Annotated in this window: 15 protein-coding genes and 1 tRNA gene; 6 read left to right on the forward strand and 10 right to left on the reverse strand. The window is 47.5% G+C overall.

Annotated features, from left to right (window positions below; translation table 11 throughout):
- Positions 1–100 precede the first annotated feature (100 nt).
- Together EP073_RS07835 and EP073_RS07840 are read right to left on the reverse strand one after the other, a co-directional pair.
- Positions 101–523, reverse strand: coding sequence for a hypothetical protein (locus tag EP073_RS07835; RefSeq protein WP_128466599.1), 423 nt, complete (start codon positions 521–523; stop codon positions 101–103).
- A 98-nt stretch (positions 524–621) separates the two neighbouring features.
- The gene (locus tag EP073_RS07840) at positions 622–2,475 is read right to left on the reverse strand and encodes an ABC-F family ATP-binding cassette domain-containing protein (RefSeq protein ID WP_128466600.1); all 1,854 of its coding nucleotides are present in this window, start codon (positions 2,473–2,475) and stop codon (positions 622–624) included.
- A gap of 119 nt (positions 2,476–2,594) precedes the next feature.
- Between EP073_RS07840 and mobB the strand changes: the two genes are divergently transcribed.
- Together mobB and EP073_RS07850 are read left to right on the forward strand one after the other, a co-directional pair.
- Positions 2,595–3,260 (forward strand): molybdopterin-guanine dinucleotide biosynthesis protein B, encoded by a 666-nt coding sequence (gene mobB / locus EP073_RS07845; protein WP_164885311.1) that lies wholly within the window; start codon positions 2,595–2,597, stop codon positions 3,258–3,260.
- Between the two features lie 168 nt (positions 3,261–3,428).
- Positions 3,429–4,007: a nitroreductase family protein gene (locus tag EP073_RS07850; RefSeq protein ID WP_128466602.1), complete on the forward strand. Its 579-nt coding sequence runs from the start codon at positions 3,429–3,431 to the stop codon at positions 4,005–4,007.
- Between the two features lie 185 nt (positions 4,008–4,192).
- On the opposite strand, the gene EP073_RS07855 is transcribed toward EP073_RS07850, so the two are convergent.
- Both EP073_RS07855 and EP073_RS07860 read right to left on the reverse strand, forming a co-directional pair.
- Complete coding sequence (locus EP073_RS07855) at positions 4,193–4,645, reverse strand: GNAT family N-acetyltransferase (RefSeq protein WP_128466603.1); 453 nt, start codon at positions 4,643–4,645, stop codon at positions 4,193–4,195.
- A gap of 642 nt (positions 4,646–5,287) precedes the next feature.
- A complete protein-coding gene (locus tag EP073_RS07860; protein ID WP_128466604.1) occupies positions 5,288–6,703 on the reverse strand; it encodes a PhoH family protein in 1,416 nt (471 codons plus the stop codon).
- Between the two features lie 149 nt (positions 6,704–6,852).
- On the opposite strand from EP073_RS07860, the gene EP073_RS07865 reads away from it, so the two are divergent.
- A complete protein-coding gene (locus EP073_RS07865; RefSeq protein ID WP_128466605.1) occupies positions 6,853–7,236 on the forward strand; it encodes a gamma-glutamylcyclotransferase family protein in 384 nt (127 codons plus the stop codon).
- Here the strand turns inward: EP073_RS07865 and bioB are convergent.
- The 6 genes from bioB to EP073_RS07895 form a co-directional block, all read right to left on the reverse strand.
- Positions 7,231–8,193, reverse strand: a complete 963-nt coding sequence (bioB, locus tag EP073_RS07870) for a biotin synthase BioB (protein ID WP_128466606.1) — start codon at positions 8,191–8,193, stop codon at positions 7,231–7,233. The genes EP073_RS07865 and bioB overlap by 6 nt on opposite strands.
- 5 nt (positions 8,194–8,198) lie before the next feature.
- Positions 8,199–8,468 carry a hypothetical protein gene (locus EP073_RS07875; RefSeq protein ID WP_128466607.1) on the reverse strand — a complete coding sequence of 90 codons (270 nt, stop codon included), beginning with the start codon at positions 8,466–8,468 and terminating at the stop codon, positions 8,199–8,201.
- Complete coding sequence (locus EP073_RS07880; RefSeq protein WP_128466608.1) at positions 8,461–9,804, reverse strand: AAA family ATPase; 1,344 nt, start codon at positions 9,802–9,804, stop codon at positions 8,461–8,463. Before EP073_RS07880 ends, EP073_RS07875 begins: the two co-directional genes overlap by 8 nt.
- Positions 9,805–9,979: 175 nt before the next feature.
- Positions 9,980–10,252 carry an HU family DNA-binding protein gene (locus tag EP073_RS07885; RefSeq protein ID WP_128466609.1) on the reverse strand — a complete coding sequence of 91 codons (273 nt, stop codon included), beginning with the start codon at positions 10,250–10,252 and terminating at the stop codon, positions 9,980–9,982.
- A gap of 97 nt (positions 10,253–10,349) precedes the next feature.
- Complete coding sequence (gene speB / locus EP073_RS07890) at positions 10,350–11,192, reverse strand: agmatinase (RefSeq protein ID WP_128466610.1); 843 nt, start codon at positions 11,190–11,192, stop codon at positions 10,350–10,352.
- Positions 11,193–11,288: 96 nt separating this feature from the next.
- Positions 11,289–12,308 carry an aspartate-semialdehyde dehydrogenase gene (locus tag EP073_RS07895; RefSeq protein ID WP_128466611.1) on the reverse strand — a complete coding sequence of 340 codons (1,020 nt, stop codon included), beginning with the start codon at positions 12,306–12,308 and terminating at the stop codon, positions 11,289–11,291.
- A 169-nt stretch (positions 12,309–12,477) separates the two neighbouring features.
- Here EP073_RS07895 and EP073_RS07900 point away from each other — a divergent pair, with 169 nt between their 5' ends.
- The 3 genes from EP073_RS07900 (at position 12,478) to EP073_RS07910 (ending at position 22,150) form a co-directional block, all read left to right on the forward strand.
- Positions 12,478–13,023 (forward strand): 50S ribosomal protein L11 methyltransferase, encoded by a 546-nt coding sequence (locus tag EP073_RS07900; protein WP_128466612.1) that lies wholly within the window; start codon positions 12,478–12,480, stop codon positions 13,021–13,023.
- Positions 13,014–13,087, forward strand: a tRNA-Arg gene (locus tag EP073_RS07905). The genes EP073_RS07900 and EP073_RS07905 overlap by 10 nt, the downstream gene beginning before the upstream one ends.
- Before the next feature lie 186 nt (positions 13,088–13,273).
- Entirely contained in the window at positions 13,274–22,150 is an 8,877-nt protein-coding gene (locus EP073_RS07910; RefSeq protein WP_128466613.1) for a retention module-containing protein, read from the forward strand.
- Positions 22,151–22,254 lie beyond the last annotated feature (104 nt).

The following is a 22,254-nucleotide window of genomic DNA, read 5'->3' on the forward strand; positions in this document are numbered from 1 at the left end:
TTTTTCAAAAACATTAGCTGGACAGGCAAGAATACAATTTTGGCACCAAGTACAATGGGTATCAGTCCATATTAAATTGTATAAATGAACAACTGCCATTTCAAAGCTCTTTAAAACTAAAGATAAATGCTCTGCTGTCAGCTATAAACAATTCAATCGAACTCTGCGATTTATTATAAATTATTTTTATATTATCATATTTGGCAGTTGCCTCGCTACTGTCTTCATTGAGACTACCGCCATTAACGTTTAGCTCATTCTTACCATCGATCATTTGTTTTGAGAAGATCTCACTGCCGCCTCGTGTGATTTTCACAGACTCAGTTTTATCGTCAAATACTGCTGTAATATCCTTAAACTGTAATGTTGTTATATCGCCCTTCTTCTTCACAGAACCAAGATGAAAGACTTTATAATCAGATGCAGAAGCTGTGTTAAAGCTGAATAATAACATTATTCCAACGGCGACAATACTGATTGCGGAAAACCTCAGAAAAGTTCTTTTAGACATATTAATTTTCATGGCAGCCTCCTGTAATAATATTAGACTGCCATAATAATGTACATGCTGTCAAGTATGTTTGATACAGAGAATCAACATAAGCTCACAACATTTTTATATTATTCATCATCCCCAAGTTCTTTCAAAAGTGTTTCGTATTTCGCTGATTCAAACTCGAAGTCCTCTGTAGCCGTTTCAAGCTGCTTAAAGAGCTTTTCGATTTCCGATTCCCATTCGGTAAGCTCCTTTGAGAGTGAGCTTATTTTGGCGGTGTCGCCGTTCTCGGAAGCGGTTATCAGAAAGCTGTTTATATCCGCAACTCTTTTTTCGGCGGTCTCTATGGCTGTTTCTGTATCCTGCACCCTTTTCTCAAGCGGAGCAACGACCCTGCTCTTTTCGCTCAGCAGATCGGAGCGCTTTTTTCTCAACTCTTTTTTTGTCAGCTTACCCTGTGATGTGACTTTCTTTTTTGGCTTCGGAGTTTCTTCCTCTTCGTCCCAGCCTTCTTTCTCAAGAAATTCGGCATATGTGCCGTCAAAAACGCTTATCTTATTGTTTTTGAAGACTATAAGCCTGTCCGCCAGAGCATGGAGAAACATCTCGTTGTGGGTGATCAGAAGGAGTGTTCCCGGAAAATCATCCAGAGCCTCAAGGAGTGAATCGCAGGACTGCATATCAAGGTGGTTCGTCGGCTCATCCAGCATGAGGAAGTTCAGCGGTTTCGCAAGGAGTTTGCCCAGCATTACCCTGCTTTTCTCACCGCCGGAGAGAACGCCTATCTTCTTAAGCGCCGAATCCCCTTCAAACATCATTATTCCCGAGATGTTGCGCGCTCTCTGCCTGTCCACATCCGGTGCGGTATGGAGGAGCTCCTCCTCAATTGTGCGCCTGTCGTCCAGAGTTTTTATATTTGTCTGCTCGTAAAAGCCTTTCTCTATTCCCGGACCGTAATAGATTTCACCTGCGTCCGGTTTCATTTCTCCTGCAAGCAGCTTAAGCAGGGTAGTTTTGCCCTTGCCGTTTTTACCGATTATGCAGACACGTTCGCCGGTGGTAATATTTATGCTGAAATCTTTAATCAGCGGATCGTTTTTGTCATAGCCGAAGGTTACCCCTTTGGCATTCAGCCCTGTTTTACCTTCGTAGTGTTTGTAACGGAAGCCGAAGTCCAGATCTTTTATATCCTCCAGCTTTGCCCTTGAACCCATCTTCTCAAGCATCTTCACCCTTGATTGGGCACGGCTTGCCAGAGACGCTTTGGATTTGAAACGGGTGATGAACGCCTCAACCTCTTTGCGCTTCTGTTCCTCATTCTGGCGGGTTTTCTCGTAGATCTCTTCTTCGGTCGCTATCTGCTCATAGAGCTTGCCCGTATCCCCTTCTATTTTTCGGATCTTCCTGCGGTGGATGGCAACGGTATGGGTCACCACGGCGTCCATAAAGCTTCTGTCGTGAGTGATAAGCATCAGCTCGCCCTTCCAGCTTCTTAAGAAATTTTCCAGCCAGCGCACAGAGGTAATGTCCAGATAGTTTGTCGGCTCATCGAGAAGGAGCATGTTCGGTTCGGAAACAAGAACCTTAGCCAGATCCAGACGAACCTGATAACCACCCGAAAACTCGGACGGATGACGGTACATATCATCCTCTGTAAACCCGAGACCGAAAAGGATCTTCTCCACTTTCCAGATCTGCCCCTCATCTTCTTCCCGAAGTCCTTTGCAGCCTTCCTCAATAACTGTGTTTTCTGTGAAATCAAGGTGCTGCTTAAGATGCCCTATCACATATCGTTTCGGGAAGCTCACCTGACCGGAATCAGGCGTTTCCTCACCTATCATCATGCGGAAAATTGTCGTCTTGCCGTGTCCGTTTCTGCCGACCAGCCCTGCTCTCTCCCCTTTATTTAATCTGAATGAGGCATCCTCAAGGAGAACCTGCCCCCCGTAGCTTTTGCTTATGTTTTCAACGTTTACCATCGTATATACTCCATGTATTTGCGCCGCGCCTGTGCGCAGGCGGGTATAATCTACTGGAAATCTTCGCAAAAGTGAAGGATAATGCGCCGATTCAAACTTTATTAACAGGAGTAACAGATATGATTCCGGTTATTTCATTTGTAGGAAGCAGTAACAGCGGAAAAACAACACTGGTTGAGCAGGTCATCAAAATCCTATCTGACAAAGGCGTGCGTATATCACTTATCAAGCACGACGCCCACGGATTTGAGATTGACCACGAAGGGAAGGACACGTGGCGGCACAAAAAAGCCGGAGCCGTGCGTGTTCTCATATCATCGCCCGCTAAATATGCCGTTATCTCCGACGGAGAGGCGGATCTGGGCTATATGCTTTATATGGCGGGTGACGGAGACATTGATCTCATAGTTATCGAAGGCTACAAATCCTCCTCACTGCCGAAGATCGAGGTTTTCAGGGAAGCCAACGGTAAGAAGCCTGTCTGTATAGGGCATGAGAGTCTGCTTGCCGTTGCCACGGACACACCGGACAGTGAGCAGCTCAGAGATGCGCCCATGCTGCTGGACATCAACAGTCCTCAGGAGATTGTGAGCTTCATAGAGGAGCGCATACTCAGTGAGGAGAAGCCGACGCCTTTTGTGAGTCTGGTTGCGGACGGCAAAAAGATTGACCTCAACCGTTTTGCTTCATTTTCTCTGGCAAATACTCTGAAAGGCTATCTGAAATCGCTGAAAGGTGCTGAGGACGCTGAGGTGTTTGAAATAAAAGTCGACCTGAAAAAATAGAATCAAAAGACCACGGGGCGGGATGTCCGCTAAAATCCCTGAGCGAAAAACGCATGGGAATCAGGGCGCCCGCTCCGGTGTGTTTATTTTAATATGCGCCGTAATTTCTGACCATGCTTGACACCCGCTGTCTTTGATATAAAATTGATACTCAGACGGGGGTAAAAAATGGAAAGAATAAAAGAGCTTATACAAATCAACCGTTCTTACCGCAGATTTGACAATTCCAAAAAGCTTGATATGGGCTTTCTGGAAGATCTTATCTATTCAGCGCGCATGGCGCAGAGCGCCGCCAACCTTCAGCCGCTTCGCTATATCACAGTCACTGATGAGCAAAAGGCGGAGCAGGTGTTCTCCACCCTCGGCTGGGCGGGCTATTTGAAGGATTGGGACGGTCCCGAACCTGATGAGCAGCCGGTGTCGTATATAGTTGTCCTCACAACGAAGGATTCGTCCTACGCTCAGGTGGACGCCGGACTTGCCATGCAGAACATATGCCTCACGGCTATCGCCGCCGGCGTGGGCTCATGTATACTCGGCAACATCAAAAAGGAGCGTCTGGCGCAGATTCTGGAGCTTGAAGAGGATTTAAGCATACTTTATGTCGTCGCCCTCGGTTATCCGGTTGAGAATGTCAGAGTAATCAGCATCAGGGAAGCTCCTGACCATAAATATTTCAGGGATGAAAAAGGGAACCATTATGTTCCGAAAAGATGTATAGACGACCTGCTGATCAAGGAACTGTAAGATAGATTACTTCACCTCTGCGGAGTTCGCAATAACGCAAACAACCTCAAGGATGTAGTTGTGCCGCGCGGAGCAAAACCGCCGTTTTTCGGCGGTTTCTGTACCAAGCTTGCTGAAAAGCCGTGTTCAGCACGGCGCGAGCGTGTACATCAAACTGACAGGACGTGCGGTCAGATGTTGTCAAGTCAGAGTTCCTTATCCATATACACATGGGTGTCCTTCTTCCAGCCGTTGCGGGAGTAGAACTGTATGCCCTTATGGTTTTTCTCCAGAACAAGGAGATGAATGCGGATGTGCCCGCTTTCACGGCAGCAGTTCTCAACGGCAGTGAGGAGCTTCGCCCCCACTCCTGAGCTGCGCAGACTGCCTCTGACCACCATGTTTTCGACATAAGCCACCTTAGCACCTTCATCCACGGAAATAAGCGACTGAGCCTGACACATACCTACAACTTCCCCATCCTGCTCCGCAATGAAAATGCAGCAGCGCTCAGGATCACTCATAAGCATTTCAAACCCTTTTCTCATGGCGGCTTCGTCCACTGTTTCGTTTTCAAGGGCGAGAAGCTCGCTTAAAACCTCTATCATACCGCTTATATCTCTCTTTTCCGCAGGGCGGAGGGTGATGGTGTCTGTCATGTCAGCTCCGTTACAAATTATGATAAAATTTCATATAATATTTTTGATCTTTAAAAGCAAATACTCTTTATAAAACATAGCAAAAACGTGTTAACAACGGGGGCAATTAAATTTGTCAAAAAACTATTGCGAAATGGGTAAAGGCTTATATCTTAGGTTATATAGCAGATGCACGGAACGCACGGGAAGCGACATTCCCCTGAGTTGTTCGGAACTCTATGTTAAGAACAAGAGCCGCAGAAGCATCGCTGGAGACAGATACGGAGGTGTTACCCGTTGAGTCACTTTAAAATCCCCTGCCCGGCAAGGTAAAAAAACGCAATGTGCCGATAGTCGGGCAGGGTTTCCAGAATTATCAATATGTTATGACATAGAAAAGGCACGGAGACATGAACCGTGCCTTTATTATTTGTGAAATTATTGTCGGACTTCTTGCCTTGTACCTTCAGGAAGGTACGTTTGCATTGAGATCCTTCGCCCTCCGCTCAGGATGGCATATCTGCGATATTGGCGCTAAGCGTCATTCTGAATGAAGTGAAGAATCTCTTGTTTGTTATGATGTTGAGACTCTTCTCTTTGCCCAGAGTGACTGTTTTATCAACAAAAAAGCGGAGTCCGAAAGCTCCGCTTAGTAAATTTGTCTTACAGCACCCTTGCCGCTTCTGTGGCGAGTCTGCTTCGTTCCCCTTTGTCGAGGAAAACTGTTGTGCAGTGGCGGAAGCGAGCCTGAGTGAACTTCTCGGATGCGTTTATGAGTCCGTTGTCCCACTCGTTGAGGTATGGGTTATCAATCTGCTTAAGGTCACCGGTGAAGACAATTTTTGCATTGTGCCCTGCCCTAGTGATGATTGTCTTCATCTCGTGCGGGCTGAGGTTCTGCGCCTCGTCTATGACGACGTATGTGTCGATCAATGTCCTGCCTCTTATGTAGGTCAGCGCTTCGATTTCAAGTATGTTTGATGCCTTCAGGTAGTCGATAGTGATATTGTTCATCTGACTTTTGTAGTAGATGCCGTCCTTGCCGTCTCTCAGCTCTTTGTTGCTGTTGCCTATGATGAAATCAAGGTTGTCGTAAATCGGCTTGAGCCAAGGATCAAGCTTCTCCGCTATATTGCCCGGCAGATAGCCCAAATCACGCCCCATGGGGATCGGAGAACGTGTGACAAGCACTTTTTTGTATGTTCCCTCATTGAGAACGGAGTACATGCCGGCGCAGAGGGCAAGGAGGGTCTTGCCCGTTCCGGCTATGCCGATGGCGAAAACAACGTCAATGTCAGGGTCAAGAAGCGCTTCCATGAGGTATTTCTGCTTCCTGTTGGCGGGTGATATACCGAAGATGTTTTCATACTCTGTCACCCTTTTAAAGCCTTTGACCTCACCCTCATCCTCAAAGTATTTCACGAGAACGCCCTTTTTCTCGTCAACTTCGCTTTTCATCACGAAATATTCGTTAATTCTGGGCTTGAAGTCCTCCATATTGATGCCGTAAATGTAATCCGGCATGGGGAGTTCGCTTTCCTGATACATAGTGTTTATATATGAGTCCGGCACGTAGAGCGTGTCGTCTTTGTTTTCCGTGAAGCTGCCCATGCGTTCGTGGTAGTAGTCCTCCGCTTTTATGCCGAGAGCATTCGCCTTAACACGCAGGTTAACGTCTTTGGAGATTATTATAGTTTCGTTCTTCGACTCGCTCTGGAGCTTTTTCGCTATGCCCAGTATGAGGTTATCATTTTTCCTGCCGGAAAACTCCTCAGGGACGCTCTCTTTTGATTCCCTGTCATGGAACGAGATGAAAAGTGTCGCCCCGCTCTCCATTTTCACACCTTTCAGGAGATCGCCGCCAGTTCTGTAGTCCTCAATTTTGCGGATGAACTCACGGGCGTTATAGCCGTTGAGGTCAACGCCTTTTTTAAATGAGTCCAGTTCCTCAAGCACAATTGCGGGGATATAAATGTTGTTGTCATCGAAGGTTTCCAGAGCTTTCGGGGAGTACAGAATTACGTTTGTGTCGATTACGAAGTTCTTGATCTTTGTAGATTTTTTTACCGCTTTAGGCATTAACCACTCCAACCTTTTCTATGTTGTAATTTTCAACCGAGTAACCTCTAAAGTCAAGGATAGTTTTATGTTAACCCTTGATCGGACAAAAATTTAACCCTTTTCCATCGGACTTGACACGAAGTTTTCCATCGCATAAAAAAACAGATATGAAAATTTTTGTTTACGGAACACTGATGAAAGGATTTGCGGGGCATATTGAATACCTGTCAGGAAAGGAGCCGGAAGCGACTGGATATATTCAGGCGAGGATGTACTATCTGCCCGTTGGTTATCCTGTTATCATCCTTAAGCAGGGCTATAGGGTTTACGGGGAAATATATGATGTTAATGAAGAAACTATGGAGGCAATCCGCATATACGAGGATATATTCGAGGCTGAGCCGATGTATGAGGAGCGGATTCTTGACGTGCGCACAGACAATGGGGTAATCAGCGCGGCTGTGTTTTCAGCATCAAAGAGCTGCGAAAAACAGGTCGAAGCCTTCGGAACACACGTCCCCTCCGGCAGATGGGATGAGTTTATTCTATAAGCCCTTTTCAGCGCTGATGTGGCGGTTTATAGCGTCCATATCACTTTGAAGCCCTTCCCCCTTCACAACCAGATAATCGCCCACCATAAGCCCTGAAATACCTGATTTTAAGAGCTTTCCTTTCTCTTCTCCGGGGAAGATAAGCGTTCGCCCTCCGCATACCCGCACATGCTTTTCAGGCAGCATGAAACGGAACAGAGCTACGATCCTTAATGCTTCTTCCTGCGGAAGAGGCTTGGTTCCTTCCAAGGGCGTTCCTGTGATAGGGTTAAGGAAATTTATAGGCACAGACTGAACGCCTATTGCTTTCAGCTCACGAGCTAACTCCACTCTGTGCTGCCAGCTTTCGCCTATGCCGAATATGCCGCCGGAACAGACATAAAGCCCCGCCTTCACAGCGGCTTTAACGGCGTTTACGTCCTCGTCGTATTCATGGGTGGTACAGATATTCCTGAAAAAGCTGCGGGATGTCTCAAGATTGTGATGATAGCCCTTCAGACCGCTTGCTTTAAGAGTCAGCAGCTGTTTCTCAGTGAGTATGCCCACAGATATATCAGCATCCAGACCGAAGGAGGTAATTATTTCAACCGACTGTCTTAAAAGCTCAAACTCATGCTCGTTCGGGGATTTTCCGCTGATTACAGCGGCATAGCGTTTAACACCCGCTTCCGCCATGCGCGCGGCATGGGTGCGTACCTCTTCAATATCTATATAAGGATAAACAGGAGTGCCTGTTCTGTGGTGGGCAGACTGCGCACAGAAGATACAGTCCTCGCTGCATAAGCCGCTTTTGGCGTTTATTATGCCGCAGGTGCTTATCTCGTCTGCGAAGAAATGCTTTTTCAGCCTGTATGAATACTCCAGAAGCTCTTCCAGAGGCGTGTTAAGAATCAGCTCAATGTCGGAATCATCTATATCATGCCCTCTCAGGCACTTGGTGTACAGGTTTTCAATCATCAAAATCACCTTAAAGCTTCGATTTCCTCTTCTGCGTGTCTGAGGTTTTGCTCTGCTTCCTGTATTTCTGAGGTCTGACCGTCAATCTCGGCGGAAAGCCCGTCCAGCTTGGTCTCAAGATCATTTATGCGGTTTTTGAGTGCGGTTGTGTCCTCCCGCATTTTCCGCATTTCAGTTTCCATACCCTTAAGCGCGTCCAGAGTGGGGTTAGTCTTCCCTGCGCAGGCAGATAGAAAAAATGTGAAAAAAACAATAACCACAAAGTATTTATTCACAGCCATCCTGCTGATTTATTTCATTCACATAGTCGGCGAAGAGCCAGCCTTCCCTTCCGTTAATTGTGGAACGCCACCACTCTCCTTCACGTCCAGTAAGCCTTACCTTGCTGTTGTAAACGGCAACGCCGATAACCTCTCCGCTCGGTGAAGGCTGATTTCTCATTTTGAGACCGCTTCTTGCTGTGATGCAGCCGTATTTAACCACAGGTTCTGCGGGAGGTGTAACCGGTGCGGCTACAGGAACCGCAGGTATCCGGACAGGCTGAACAGCAGGAGATTCTTCCTTTATTGGTTCCGGTTCGGAGACGGGAGCTGGTTCAGGAGATGTTTCCGCTACAGGGGCGGGTTCAGAAGTCCGGACTGGTTCGGCTTCGTGAACTGTTTCCTCAACAGCAGGCTTTGCTCCGGCGTACTGTTCTTCTATATCTTTCATATCATAGAATGTTTTTATCTGTAAACCGCCGAGAAGAAGGACGAGAAGAATAAGCACTGGCGTCAGATACTGCGCAATGGTAAATACTCTCAGTGGCTGTCTTATACCCGAGATATGCTTAATCGCCTCTTTAACGTGCTTGGGACCGACTTTTTTGTCTTTAGCATCCGCTGCCGCCTGAAAAGCTTTATCCGCAACGAGATTTATCTCCAGCGGGAGACCGTGGGAATAACGGAAAATTTCCACAACGGCAGTGCGTTTAAGAACCTCCGGATCTGTCCCTTTGGCGGTTCTTATGCGGTGTTGAAGATAGTTCGCCGTATCGCTCAGCCCGAGAAGGTTCAGCTCCGTGACGGAGAGAACCCGCTCACTCAGGTTTTTAACATTGCCGTACATCAGCTTGCTGCAAAGTTCCTGAGTCCCCACAAGGAGAACCTGAACCAGCTTGCACTGCTCGATCTCCACCTCGGAGAGCTTTTCCAGTGTGCGGAAGCTGTCTATGGAGTATTCGTCCGCATCATCTATTATGATCAGGTTGTTTCTGCCTTTTTTGTATTCACCCACGAAGTAGTCCATCATCACACCGAAATATTCGTTTTCGGTGGATTTGAACATCGCTTCTATGCCGAATCCGTTGCAGATTTTCTGGAGAAGATCAGTGTCAGACGTTTTAGGAACATAGGAAACACTACAGTTAACAAGTGTTTCACGAAGCAGGAAGCAGAGCGTTGTTCTTCCTGTTCCGGGCAGACCGTAAAGCAGCATGAAGCCCTTGCGGCTGTTGATGCCGTATTCAAGCATAGTCATTGCCCTGTCGTGGGGCAGTGAGCAGAAAAAAGCGGAAGGTTCGGGGGTGAGTCTGAAAGGTTTGTCCCTGAAACCGAAAAAATCGATATACATAGCTTTCCTTATGTGGTTAATCGCTTAAGACATAATATATGAATTATAAATTATTTTCAATAATATAGGAGCAATAAAAGAGAGCTGCGGGAAAAGGGGAAATTAAAAAGCTCTCTTCAGTTGAAGAGAGCTTTTTATTTCTTGGAATGTTTGTCTCAGTAAAACAAGAGACAGCTTAATCCACGCTGTCTTTGAAAAGTTTGCCAGCAACAAATTTGGGCACCCTTTTGGAATGGATAGTCATCTCAGCACCAGTCTGAGGGTTTCTTCCCTTGCGCTCTCTCCTTGCGGAAACAGAGAATGTTCCAAAGCCTACAAGTGTAACTTTGTCATCTGCTTTAAGAGCTTCAACAGTTGCCTCTTCGAAAGCTTTAAGCGCTTTTTCTGCGTCAGACTTTTTCAGTCCTGACTTCTCGGCAATCTTCTCAATAAGTTCCTTCTTATTCACTACAACCTCCTCACTCAAGAAGTTTCTATAGGTTATACACAGTGGTACCTATAAAATCAAGATATTATTCATTCTTAAACCGTAAAAAAACGAAATTTTAAAGGCTCAGAAGTAGCTCTCTGACTACCTTTGACGCTGTTACGGTGGATACTCCGCTGTGATCATAATGCGGCGAAAGTTCAACCACATCAGCAGCTTTTACGTTTAATTCTTTGATAACACTGAGAATATTGTAAATCTCAATAAACTGCCATCCTCCGGGCTCGGGAGTACCGGTGCCCGGAAAGCCTGACGGATCAAGGACGTCAAGGTCTATTGTAAGATAGACGGGTCTGTTTCCGATGACTTTGGGCAAATCAGAGAACGGTGTTACCATTGTACCTTCTTTTTTGATAAGATCAAACTCTTCTTTTGTTCCGGAGCGTATTCCGTACTGAAAAATATTTGATGTGCCAGTTATTTCCGAAATTCTTCTGATGACTGTGGCGTGTGAGAGCCTTTCCCCCATGTAATCATCACGGAGATCGGCGTGTGCGTCCAGATGGACAACGCATATATCTTTGGTTTTGAGGCTCACAGAAAGCGCATGGAAAAGCGGGAGGGTAACGAGGTGTTCCCCGCCGAGGGAGATAAGCCTTTTGCCGGAGTTGAAAACCTCAAGCGCGGCGGCTTCTATAACGCCGAGGATGCTTTTTTTATTTCCGAAGGAGAGCTCCAGATCGCCTATGTCGCAGATCTTCATCTCTTCAAGGTCGGCGTCCAGTATGGGGCTGTAGGTTTCTATGCCGCAGGAGGATGAACGGATAGCGTCCGGCGCGAATCTTGAACCGGGTCTGAAACTGCATGTTCCGTCATAGGGTATGCCCATGATGATGTTTTCGGCTGTGTCAAAAGGCTCGTCACAGGAAATAAAGCAGTTACTGATAGGTTCAAATTTCATATACTTAGTGGTTTCTCCGTTCAAAATAAATTCTAAGCTTTTAAATCAAAACAGGGGAAGCCGTGCACACGGCTTCCCGCCGTAAAATTTACTATACTACTTAATTAAAAGTTCTGCAATCTGTACTGCGTTTGTGGCAGCACCTTTTCTGAGCTGATCGCCCACAACCCAGAAGCTGAGTGTGTTGTCTGCGGATATATCCTTTCTGATTCTGCCCACGTAGCAGTCATCCTGCCCTGCAACATAGAGGGGCATGGGGTATTCGCTCTTTTCGGGATTATCCTTAACTATCAGTCCGGGCGCCTTGCTGAAAAGCTCACGGGCAAGCTCGGGAGTAATCTCTTTTTCCGTTTCAACAGTAACAGCCTCGGAGTGAGCGGAGAGAACGGGAACACGAACACATGTGGCGCTGACTTTAATGTCTTTATCACCCATGATTTTTCTTGTTTCGTTGAACATCTTCATCTCTTCTTTGGTGTAGCCGTTGGCAGTGAAGCTGTCGATGTGGGGGAAAACGTTGAAAAGAAGCTGGTTGGCAAATTTTTCAGCCTTAATCTCTTTTCCTTCCGCCCATGCCTTGGTCTGATCCATAAGCTCCTGCATAGCCTGTGCGCCTGCGCCGGAGGAAGACTGGTAGGATGAAACCACCACTTTCTTTATTCTGGAGTAGGCATGAAGAGGCTGGAGCGCCACAACCATAATGATTGTGGTGCAGTTGGGGTTGGCTATTATGCCTTTATGTTTGAAAGCGTCCTGCGGGTTGACTTCGGGCACTACAAGAGGCACCTCGTCGTCCATTCTGTACGCTGAGCTGTTATCCACAACAACTGCGCCCGCTTTAACCGCGGAGGGGGCAAACTCAAGGCTTCTGCCGCCGCCTGCTGAAAACAGGGCAATGTCTATATCCTTGAAGCTGTCATGCGTGAGTTCCTGCACCGTGTAATCCTTACCCTTGAACTTAAGCGTCTTTCCAACTGAGCGTTTGGAAGCAAGAAGTCTGAGTTCTGCTATGGGGAAGTTTCTCTCTTCGAGAATCTGGAGAAAGGTTTCTCCGACGGCGCCGGTCGCACCGGCAATGGCCACGTTGTAAGCGTCTTTTTTCTGTAATTGCGCCATTATTGCACCTCAAGGAATATGGTAGTAAATGAAATATTATCAGAACTCCCTTTTGTCAACAGTTAAAGAGTATTTCGGACTTTAGAACACTATTATTTGTCTGAGCTTGTGTTCGTTGTTTGATCATGCTATCACTGAATAAAGCAGAACTTAACAGGATAAATAACCGATGTATGAAAGGAAGATATACGACATCCCGCTGAAAGGCGGCAAGACCATGCGCATACGTCAGGGAGCATTCGGCAGCGGAGAACACGAAACCACCCTCGCCTGCCTGAAACATCTCCAAAAAATGGACTTGGCGGGCAAACGGGTTCTGGACGTGGGCTGCGGCACGGGAATATTGGGTATCGCCGCCTGTATGCTCGGCGCTGAAATGTGCATCGGGTTTGACCCCAGCTTCGCCGCATGCGAAACCGCCCTCTTCTGCAATGAGCTTAACGGCGTGACGAACAATTATGTTATATGCGGGTATAATGATGCCGTGCGCGGCTGCTTTGACGTTGTGGCGGCGAATATATATCAGGATATTCTCATTGCACTCTGTTCTTATATAGCTGATATTTTAACAGACGAAGGAATCGCCCTGCTCTCCGGCATTCCCATTGAATATAATTATGATGTAAGGGTTTGCTACGAAAGGCAGGGGTTCAAAGTCCTTGACTTGAATCTGCATGATGAATATAGTACGGTTCTTTTGAAAAAGGGCGGTTAGCTCATCAGGATAGAGTGCAGGCCTCCGAAGCCTGAGGTGATGGGTTCGACTCCCATACCGCCCATTTTTTAATTTCTTTCTCCCCAAATAACTCAATTTTTATCTTTTTTTATTTGCCTCTCATATCAGCGATTTATCCGCTTACTGAAAACTTTTTTCAAAATATTTTACGCACCTGTACCATGGTACGATGTTCCTGTTGATTTTCTGATTTAACATTGATTATCAATAAAAACCGAAGAGGTATTTTATGGCTCAGGCAGGAACAATTAAATCAATCAGCGGAACGGTAACGGCGCAGAGCGCAGACGGTCAGGTCCGCTCACTCGGCGTGGGTGACATAGTTTTTGAAAACGAAATCATCCAGACGGGAATCGGCGGCGCGGTAGTTATCGTGCTTGCTGACAACAAGGAAATATCACTCGGTGAAAATGCTGAGATGATGCTTGACGAAACAGTTATAGCCTCTGTTGAAGGCGATGACGCGTCAGTTTCAGATGTTGAGGCTCTTCAGGCTGCACTTGAAGCAGGCGAAAACATTGATGAGATTGAAGAAGAAACAGCCGCAGGTGAGGAAGACCAGTTTCAGTTCCTCGCATCCTACTATGGCGGTGATGACACCGAAGGTCAGGTTGGCACATACCTTCTTGATGCTGCGGATGATGAAGGCGGACCTGATGCCCCTGATGAAGACGGCGCAGGCAACGCAGACCCTGTTGCGGCTGACGATGCAATAATTATGGATGAAGACGGTGTGTTCACCGGTCAGCTTCCCGCTGCTACGGACACTGACGGCGATAACGTAATCTATGCTGTGGGAACTCCCCCTGTTAACGGTATACTCGTTATCAATCCAGACGGCTCCTACACCTACACCCCCAACCCCAACTACAACGGTCCCGACAGTTTCACTTATGTAATTGATGACGGAAACGGCGGAACAGTCACTTACACAGTTGATATAATTGTTAATCCTGTTAACGATGTACCCGTGCTCACAGGCGATGAAGGCGATGTTGTCGAAGACGTAACCACATCTGTAAGCGGTCAGGTGACTATAGAAGACATAGACGAAGGCGAAAGCTTTTTCCGCCCTTCCGAGCTTACAGGCGAGTATGGCTCATTCGTGCTTGACGCAAACGGCAACTGGACATACACCCTCAACAATGACGTTGTACAGTCCCTCCCCGAAGGCGCCACACTTACGGAATCTTTTGAAGTTGTCTCCCTTGACGGCACAGCAACTGAGACAGTGACTATCACAATAACAGGCACTAACGATGTACCTGTGATAACAGGCGAAGCAACAGGTAATGTTGTTGAAGACGGCGAAACCCTTTTAACTTCCGGCAAGCTTGATATAGTTGATGTGGATGAAGGCGAAAGCTCATTCCAGCCTACCGAGCAGGAAGGCAGCTACGGCTCATTCGCAATGGATGAGAACGGCAACTGGACTTATCAGCTCAACAACGAAAACGGTGCTGTTCAGGCACTGCCCGCCGGTGTGACACTCACGGAAACATTTGAAGTAATATCCTTTGACGGCACAGCAACAGAGACAGTGACAATCACAATCACAGGCACAAATGATGTACCTGTAATAACAGGCGTTGCATCCGGCGATGTTGTTGAAGACGGCGAAGTCCTTTTCACTTCCGGTAAGCTCGATATAGTTGATGTGGACACAGGCGAAAGCTCATTCCAGCCCGCTGAGCAGGCAGGAGAATACGGCTCATTCGCAATGGATGAAAACGGCAACTGGACTTACACCCTCAATAACGAAGCTGTTCAGTTTCTCCCCGAAGGTGTGACACGCACTGAAACATTTGAAGTAATATCCTTTGACGGCACAGCAACAGAGACAGTGACTATTACAATCACAGGCACTAACGATGTTCCCGTTATAACCGGAGAGGCATCCGGTGATGTCGTTGAAGACGGTGAAGTCCTTTTCACCACGGGCAAGCTTGATATAGCCGATGCGGATGAAGGTGAAAGCTCATTCGAGCCCTCAGAGCAGACAGGCATATACGGCTCATTCGCAATGGATGAAAACGGCAACTGGACATACACGCTCAATAACGAAAACAGCGATGTTCAGGCACTGCCCGCTGAGGCAACTCTTACAGAATCTTTCGTTGTTTACTCATTTGACGGTACAGCTACAGAAACAGTGACTGTCACAATCACAGGCACTAACGATGTACCCGTTATAAGCGGCGATAACTCAGGCGATTTGGTTGAAGATGTTACTCTCACTGCGGCAGGCAAGCTTGATATAGCTGATGTTGACACGGGCGAAAGCTTCTTCCAGCCATCTCAGCAGTCCGGTCAGTACGGTTCATTCGTAATGGATGAAAACGGCAGCTGGACATACGAGCTTAATAATCAGGCTGTTCAGTCACTCCCCGCAGGCGCAACGCTCACGGAGGAGTTTGAGGTTCTGTCACTTGACGGCACTGCTTCTGAAACGGTTGTTGTTACAATCACCGGAACAAATGATGTTCCCGAAATATCCGGCGATAAAAAAGGCACAGTTTACGAAGACGGTGAAGTTCTCTTCACTTCCGGCAAGCTTGACATCGAAGACATAGATGAAGGCGAAAGCTATTTCCGCGCTCAGGAAGACACAGCGGGCAGATACGGCACATTCAGTGTAGACGAGAACGGCAACTGGGTTTATGACCTCAATAATGACGCGGTTCAGTATCTCCCCGAAGGCGCAAAGCTGAAAGAAACCTTTACGGTAGTTTCCCTTGACGGCACAGCTACCCAGAAAGTGACTGTAACCATAGTAGGCACTAATGATGTGCCTGTTATAAGCGGCAAGGACGAAGGCTATGTAACCGAAGATCAGGATGTTTTCTTCGGCAGGCTTATCACAGGCGGAATGCTCGCTATTGACGACGCCGATCTTCTTCAGGACTTCTTCAAACCTGAAATAGTCAGCGGCGACTATGGCACATTCACTGTCGGACCGCTCGGCGTATGGACTTACACAGCGGCTAACGGCAGCGCAGCCATTCAGTCACTTCCAGAGGGAGCAACACTCACTGAAACATTTACAGTAACCTCAATAGACGGTTCCGCCACTCATGAAGTGACCGTAACCATAACCGGTACTAACGATGTACCGATTATCAGTGGTCAGGATAGCGGCACAGTGACTGAAGACAGTAACTTCCTGTTTCTCAGCACCAACGGAAAGCTTGATATAGTCGATGTAGACACAGGCGAAAGCTCCTTCAAGTCCTCTCAGCAGGTCGGAAAATACGGCGCGTTCGTAATGGACGAAGACGGGAACTGGAAATATACAGCGCTCAACCTGCACCCCTCTGTACAGAGCCTTCCCGCAGGAGCAACACTCACGGAAGAATTCACTGTTGAGTCCTTTGACGGTACTGCCACTGAGACGGTAACCGTTACCATAGTCGGAACAAACGATGTTCCCCTTATGATAGGCGATTTTAAAGGAACGGCTGTTGAGGATGTCAAACTCGGCACTTCCGGCAGAGTTTTTGTTCTGGATATTGATACAGGTGAAAGCTCAGTCATACCCGTTTCTGATGAAGAAGGCACTTACGGTAAATTCAACATAGACGCAAACGGTAACTGGACATATGAACTCGATAACGATAACGCAGTTGTTCAGGCACTTCCCGCAGGCGCTAAAGTTACCGATACGTTTGAAGTAACCTCTTTTGACGGCACTGTTACGAAAACCGTAACTGTCACCATTACAGGCACTAACGATCAGCCCGAAGTCGAAGATGTTTCCAAAGTCGTATTTGAAGACGGAAGAGTTATTGACGGACAGCTTGAGGTAACAGATGTTGATACGGGTGATACACATACTTTCGCTCTTGTGGATGATGCTCCCGACGGCTTCACTCTGAACTCAGACGGCTCATGGTCTTTCGACCCTGATAACGATGCTTACGACAGCCTCGCAAAAGGCGATGTACTTGTGCTTAAGATCCCATACACTGCCACAGATGATTCCGGCGCCCTCAATGCCGAATCAGAAGAAGGCATGATAACCATCAAGGTTATAGGCACAAACGACAGACCCGAAGTTGAAGATGTTGAGTTCGGCGTATACGAAAACGGCGCAAAATACACCGGTCAGCTTGATGTGACGGATGTGGACGAAGGCGACAACCATATCTTCCTGCCCGCAAGCAAACTGCCAGCAGGCTTTATACTGCTGCCCAACGGCGAATACAGCTTCAATCCTTCCAACCCTGCGTATGAAAGTCTGAGAGAAGGCGAAGAGATAACCCTCACAGTGAAATATGTTGCTGTTGATGATTCATTCTCCCTCAACTCCATTTCCGAGACAGGGACAATCACAATCACAGTGACGGGAACAAACGATCAGCCTTGCGTTAAAGACGTATTTAAAACTGTTTACGAAGGCGGAAACGAAATCAGCGGACAGGTTCAGGCTCACGACATTGACAGCGGCGATACGCATACCTTCGCTCTTGTTGACGATGCGCCCGCAGGCTTCACATTCAATTCAGACGGCACTTGGTCATTTGACCCGGCAGACTCTGCGTATGACAGTCTGGCAAAAGGAGAAATTCTTGTACTCAAAATACCCTTCACTGCCACAGACGACTCAGGCTCAGTTAACGCCGAATCTGACGAAGGCTACATCACAATCAAGATCAAAGGCACTAATGACGCGCCCGTAATAGATCTTGAAGCAGACACAGCCAAAACAACCATCACCTACGACTCTCAGAGCGCAGGATTTGATAACGCTATCGGCGTTTACTGGCTGGATGAAAACGGCGACCCCGTTGATCCGCAGATAATACTCGACGGTTCTCAGAACACTGATTTCGGCGAGATATTCTCTATGGACAGTCTGCCCGGTAACATTCAGTTCTTCATCATTGCTGACGGCGCGTCCATCGTGGATGGAAGCACTGTCCTCAGCTTTGACGAAAACGGCAAGCTCCTCATCAACGGTGAAGAGTCTTCCAAACCGGTTTACTACAGCGAAGACGGTAAGAACCCCGAAGGTCTCCAGTATGTCAGCATTACTGACAATGGTGACGGTACAAGCACAATAGAATTTGAAGACCAGACCGACGAGGACTTCAATGACGTGGTGCTCACACTGACAGCGGCATCCTTCAGCGAAGGCACAGGCTATGAAACAACTTACGTTGAAAACGCTGAGCCTGTTTCTATCGCGAGCGAAACAGTTGAGATAACAGATGTGGACGATACCAATATCGAAAGCGCAGTTATCAGGCTTACCAACGCGTTTGAAGGCGATTTCCTTTCAGTGGGTACCCTCCCCTCAGGAATCGATTATGAAATCAGCTCCGACGGCACAACTGTCACTCTGACAGGCTCCGCCACACTGGCAGACTATCAGGAAGCGATCAAGGCAATCGGTTTCGCAAGCGAAAGCGAAAACCCCGCAACAGATGACCGTTATGTTGAAGTAACAGTAAATGACGGTGACGCGAACAGCAATACCGCTGTTACAGTTGTCAAAGTTGTTCCTGTTAACGATGCGCCCGTTGCAGTTGATGATTCTATCGAAGTAGAGGAAGACGGTTCTAAAACCTTCGGCGTTCTCGGCAACGACTATGATGTGGACGGCGATGATATATCCATCGATGAGTTTACTCAGCCCGCTCACGGTACGGTTACGCTCAATCAGGACGGAACATTCACTTATGTTCCCGATGACAACTACAACGGTGAAGACAGCTTCACTTACACAATTGCCGATCCGGACGGTGAAACAAGCACAGCTACGGTTAACATCAATGTTACACCTGTGAATGATGCTCCTGTAGCCACTGATGACGGCAGACCGAACTTCAGCTTCACAAGCCTTGCAGGTAACTACTATGCTGTGAGCACAGAGTTTAACGGTTTGAACGGCAGCACATACAACAATGACAATGGCTATCTGATAGATAACCTGAACGAATTTAAACACATAGTCGATACCACCGATCCAGTGGCATCATTTGACGCCACAAAAATCTGGTACGGCTACGGCACGGGAAGTGTTTCTCAGGGCAATAACCTTGCAGGATTCCTCAATCAGGACGGCGATTCTCTCAGCTATAACGGCGGGCAGGTCGTAAACTCTGATGAAGGCGGCTTCCATGTCAGCGGTAAAGTGTATATAGAAGCGGGCACTTACAACTTCAAGGTTTACGCTGATGACGGCTATGACATACTCATAGACGGCGAAAGCGTAGCGAAGTTTGAAAACAACCAGTCACCCGCAACCCACGTACACGATTCCTTCACAATTGAAGAAAGCGGATGGTACGACATTGATATGTACTGGTGGGATCAGGGCGGCGAATATGTGTTCCAGCCTTCAATAAGTGATGACGGCGGACTTACATACACCCTTCTGACCAACGAAGGCACATACGTGACTGATGAAGACACAGCCATCGATTTCGATGCGTCTGACCTGCTTGACAACGACTTTGACGTAGACGGCGATGACCTCACTATAATCGGTGTTGGCAGCGCGGTTAACGGAGAAGTTGTTCTCAACGATGACGGAAGCGTGACATTCACTCCTGACGCTGACTACAACGGTCCCGCTCAGTTTGAATACACCATTTCGGACGGCAACGGCGGAGAAGACACAGCAACGGTTTACCTTGTGGTTTCACCTGTTAACGACGCGCCCGTGGCAGCGGATGATGAAATATCCCTTGACGAAGGCGACGTTTTTGAAGGCGCACTCCCCGAAGCGTTTGACGCGGACGGTGATGATGTTTCCTACTCGCTTAAAACACCTGCCGGAAACGGTACAGTGGAAATCAACGAGGACGGTTCATATACCTACACGCCGAACGATGATTTCAGCGGTGAAGACAGCTTTGAATACACTGTTGACGACGGCAACGGCGGAACAAACTCATACACTGTAAGCATCACAGTGAATGACACAAATGATGTTCCCGTGGCTCAGGATGACTTTGCCGGTCTTGAGGAAGGCGTTTCTACCTCCGGCACTGTGAACCTTGTCCTTGTGCTTGATACTTCAACAAGCATGAATGATATGGTCGGTGGCAAGACAAGACTTGAAATCGCTAAAGCGGCTCTTAACAACCTTATCGACAAATACGGCGATTCTCTCGGCAGTGTAATGCTCGTTGACTTTAATGACAAAGCAACTCTTTACACAATAGACGGCGAAAAATGGCTTACCGGAGATCAGGCTCAAACTGCTATAAACGGTCTGACAACGAAGAACTATACCGACTATGACCATGCTATAGAGGTTGTGAGAACCTCCTACACCGATGCTCCTGAGGCTGATAAAACTTATGTTTACTTCCTCTCAGACGGTGAGCCGATGGGAAGCGACGGAAGCAACCAGAACACTATAAGCAACGGTGAACGCGAAACATGGACTAACTTCCTCAACAGTTCAGACATTGATGAAGTTTTTGCAGTGGGAGTAGGTTCCGGCGTAAGCACAACAAATCTTGAAACTGTTGCATGGACAAGCGATCCGGATGGTGACCACAGCGGTAACGTGATACCGGTTACAAATGAAAATCAGCTCTCAGCTATACTTGAGGGCACTGTTGAACTCAACTCTGTTGAGGGCAATCTGCTTGATAACGATGACTTCGGTGATGACGGAGCAGGGACTCCCCAGCTTGTATCTGTTGAGTACAACGGAGTGACAGTGGAGTTCGATTCCTCAACAACCCAGCATACCTTTGACCTCGGCGAAGCAGGCAAGGTAACAATCTACAGTGACGGCAAGTATGAATATACTTCCGGAGCGGATGTCGCAGAAGACGCAACTGCCGAAATCAAATATGTTATTCAGGATGCTGACGGCGAAACATCCGAAGCTACGCTTACCCTCACAACTGAGGACAGAAGCGAAGTTTTCGCGGCTGACAACGCTAACCACGCAATAATAAACGAAGTGACAGTGGATGAGATTGTTAACGAAACCGATATAAAATTCGGCAGCAACTCAACCAAAGTCCTCACAGACGATGATGATGCCACAAGCGATAGGTTTGATGTTTCAGTAGGAAGCGGTCAGACTGCTGAAGTAAGCTTCAACTATCTGGTTGAGAACGTCAATAACCAGAATGATACTTTTGAGTGGACGCTTCAGAAATACGACGGTTCAGGTTCCTATGACTACAGCAGCAACTGGGACGATGTTGAAGACGGCACTGTCAAAGTTAACGGAAACGGAACTGTTACCATCGACAACCTCTCATCAGGAAAATACAGACTCGTATTCTACACTGATGACAGAGGCAGCGGAACAGACCTTAAAGTGACTGTAAGCAGTATAGTGCTTGCTGTTGTGACAGCAGGGTATACTTACCTTGAAGCTGTTGCGGCAGAAGGCAATGTTCTTACGGATGCCAACAACTACCTCGACAGTGACGACCAGTGGGGCGCTGTGGATGATATGGGCTCCGAAGGCGCTGCATTCACCGTATTTAACGGAACCGATTATGTCGCACCCGATGCGGCGGGAACCACAATTGCAGGAGATTACGGAACGCTGGTAATAAAGGCAGACGGTTCATACTCCTACACCCCTGCTGACGCAGACGGCGCCGGTCAGAGCGAAACTTTTGAGTACAAACTCACTCAGCCTGACGGCGACAGCGACACTGCTCAACTCGTGATAAGCATAGGCAGCGAAGCTCTTCATGAGATTTATGGTACTGACGGCGCGGATACTATCACATTCGACCCGACTGCTGACCTCATAGACGCAGGCGCAGGCTACGATACTCTCATAATCGGCGGCGGCGAGCTTGATTTCAGCAACATAGCTGATGTTGTAAGGAATATTGAAGAAATAGACCTTACAGACGGCGACAACACCCTGAATAACCTTACTCTTCAGGATGTGCTGAGCATTACAGATGAAGACAATGCTCTGGTTATCAGAGGAAACGAAGGCGACTTTGTAACCATCGATAACTCAGACGGCGCGTTCGCAGTGGACGGCGATAATCTGGTAGTTAATGACGGCAGCGCCAACATCAGCTTTGAAGGCAACGTAAGCTTTGAAGTGACAGATACTCATATCAAAGTCACTTTCACTGATGACGGTACCGAAATAGGCGGATAACACGTAAACCACAATAAACACCGTGTCCGGCGAGTCCGGCGCGGTGTTGCGATAAGCACAAAAAAATCCCCCGCAGGCTGTGAAAGCTCTACGGGGGATTTTTT

This window comes from Geovibrio thiophilus (assembly GCF_004087915.1).
Classification (GTDB): domain Bacteria; phylum Chrysiogenota; class Deferribacteres; order Deferribacterales; family Geovibrionaceae; genus Geovibrio; species Geovibrio thiophilus.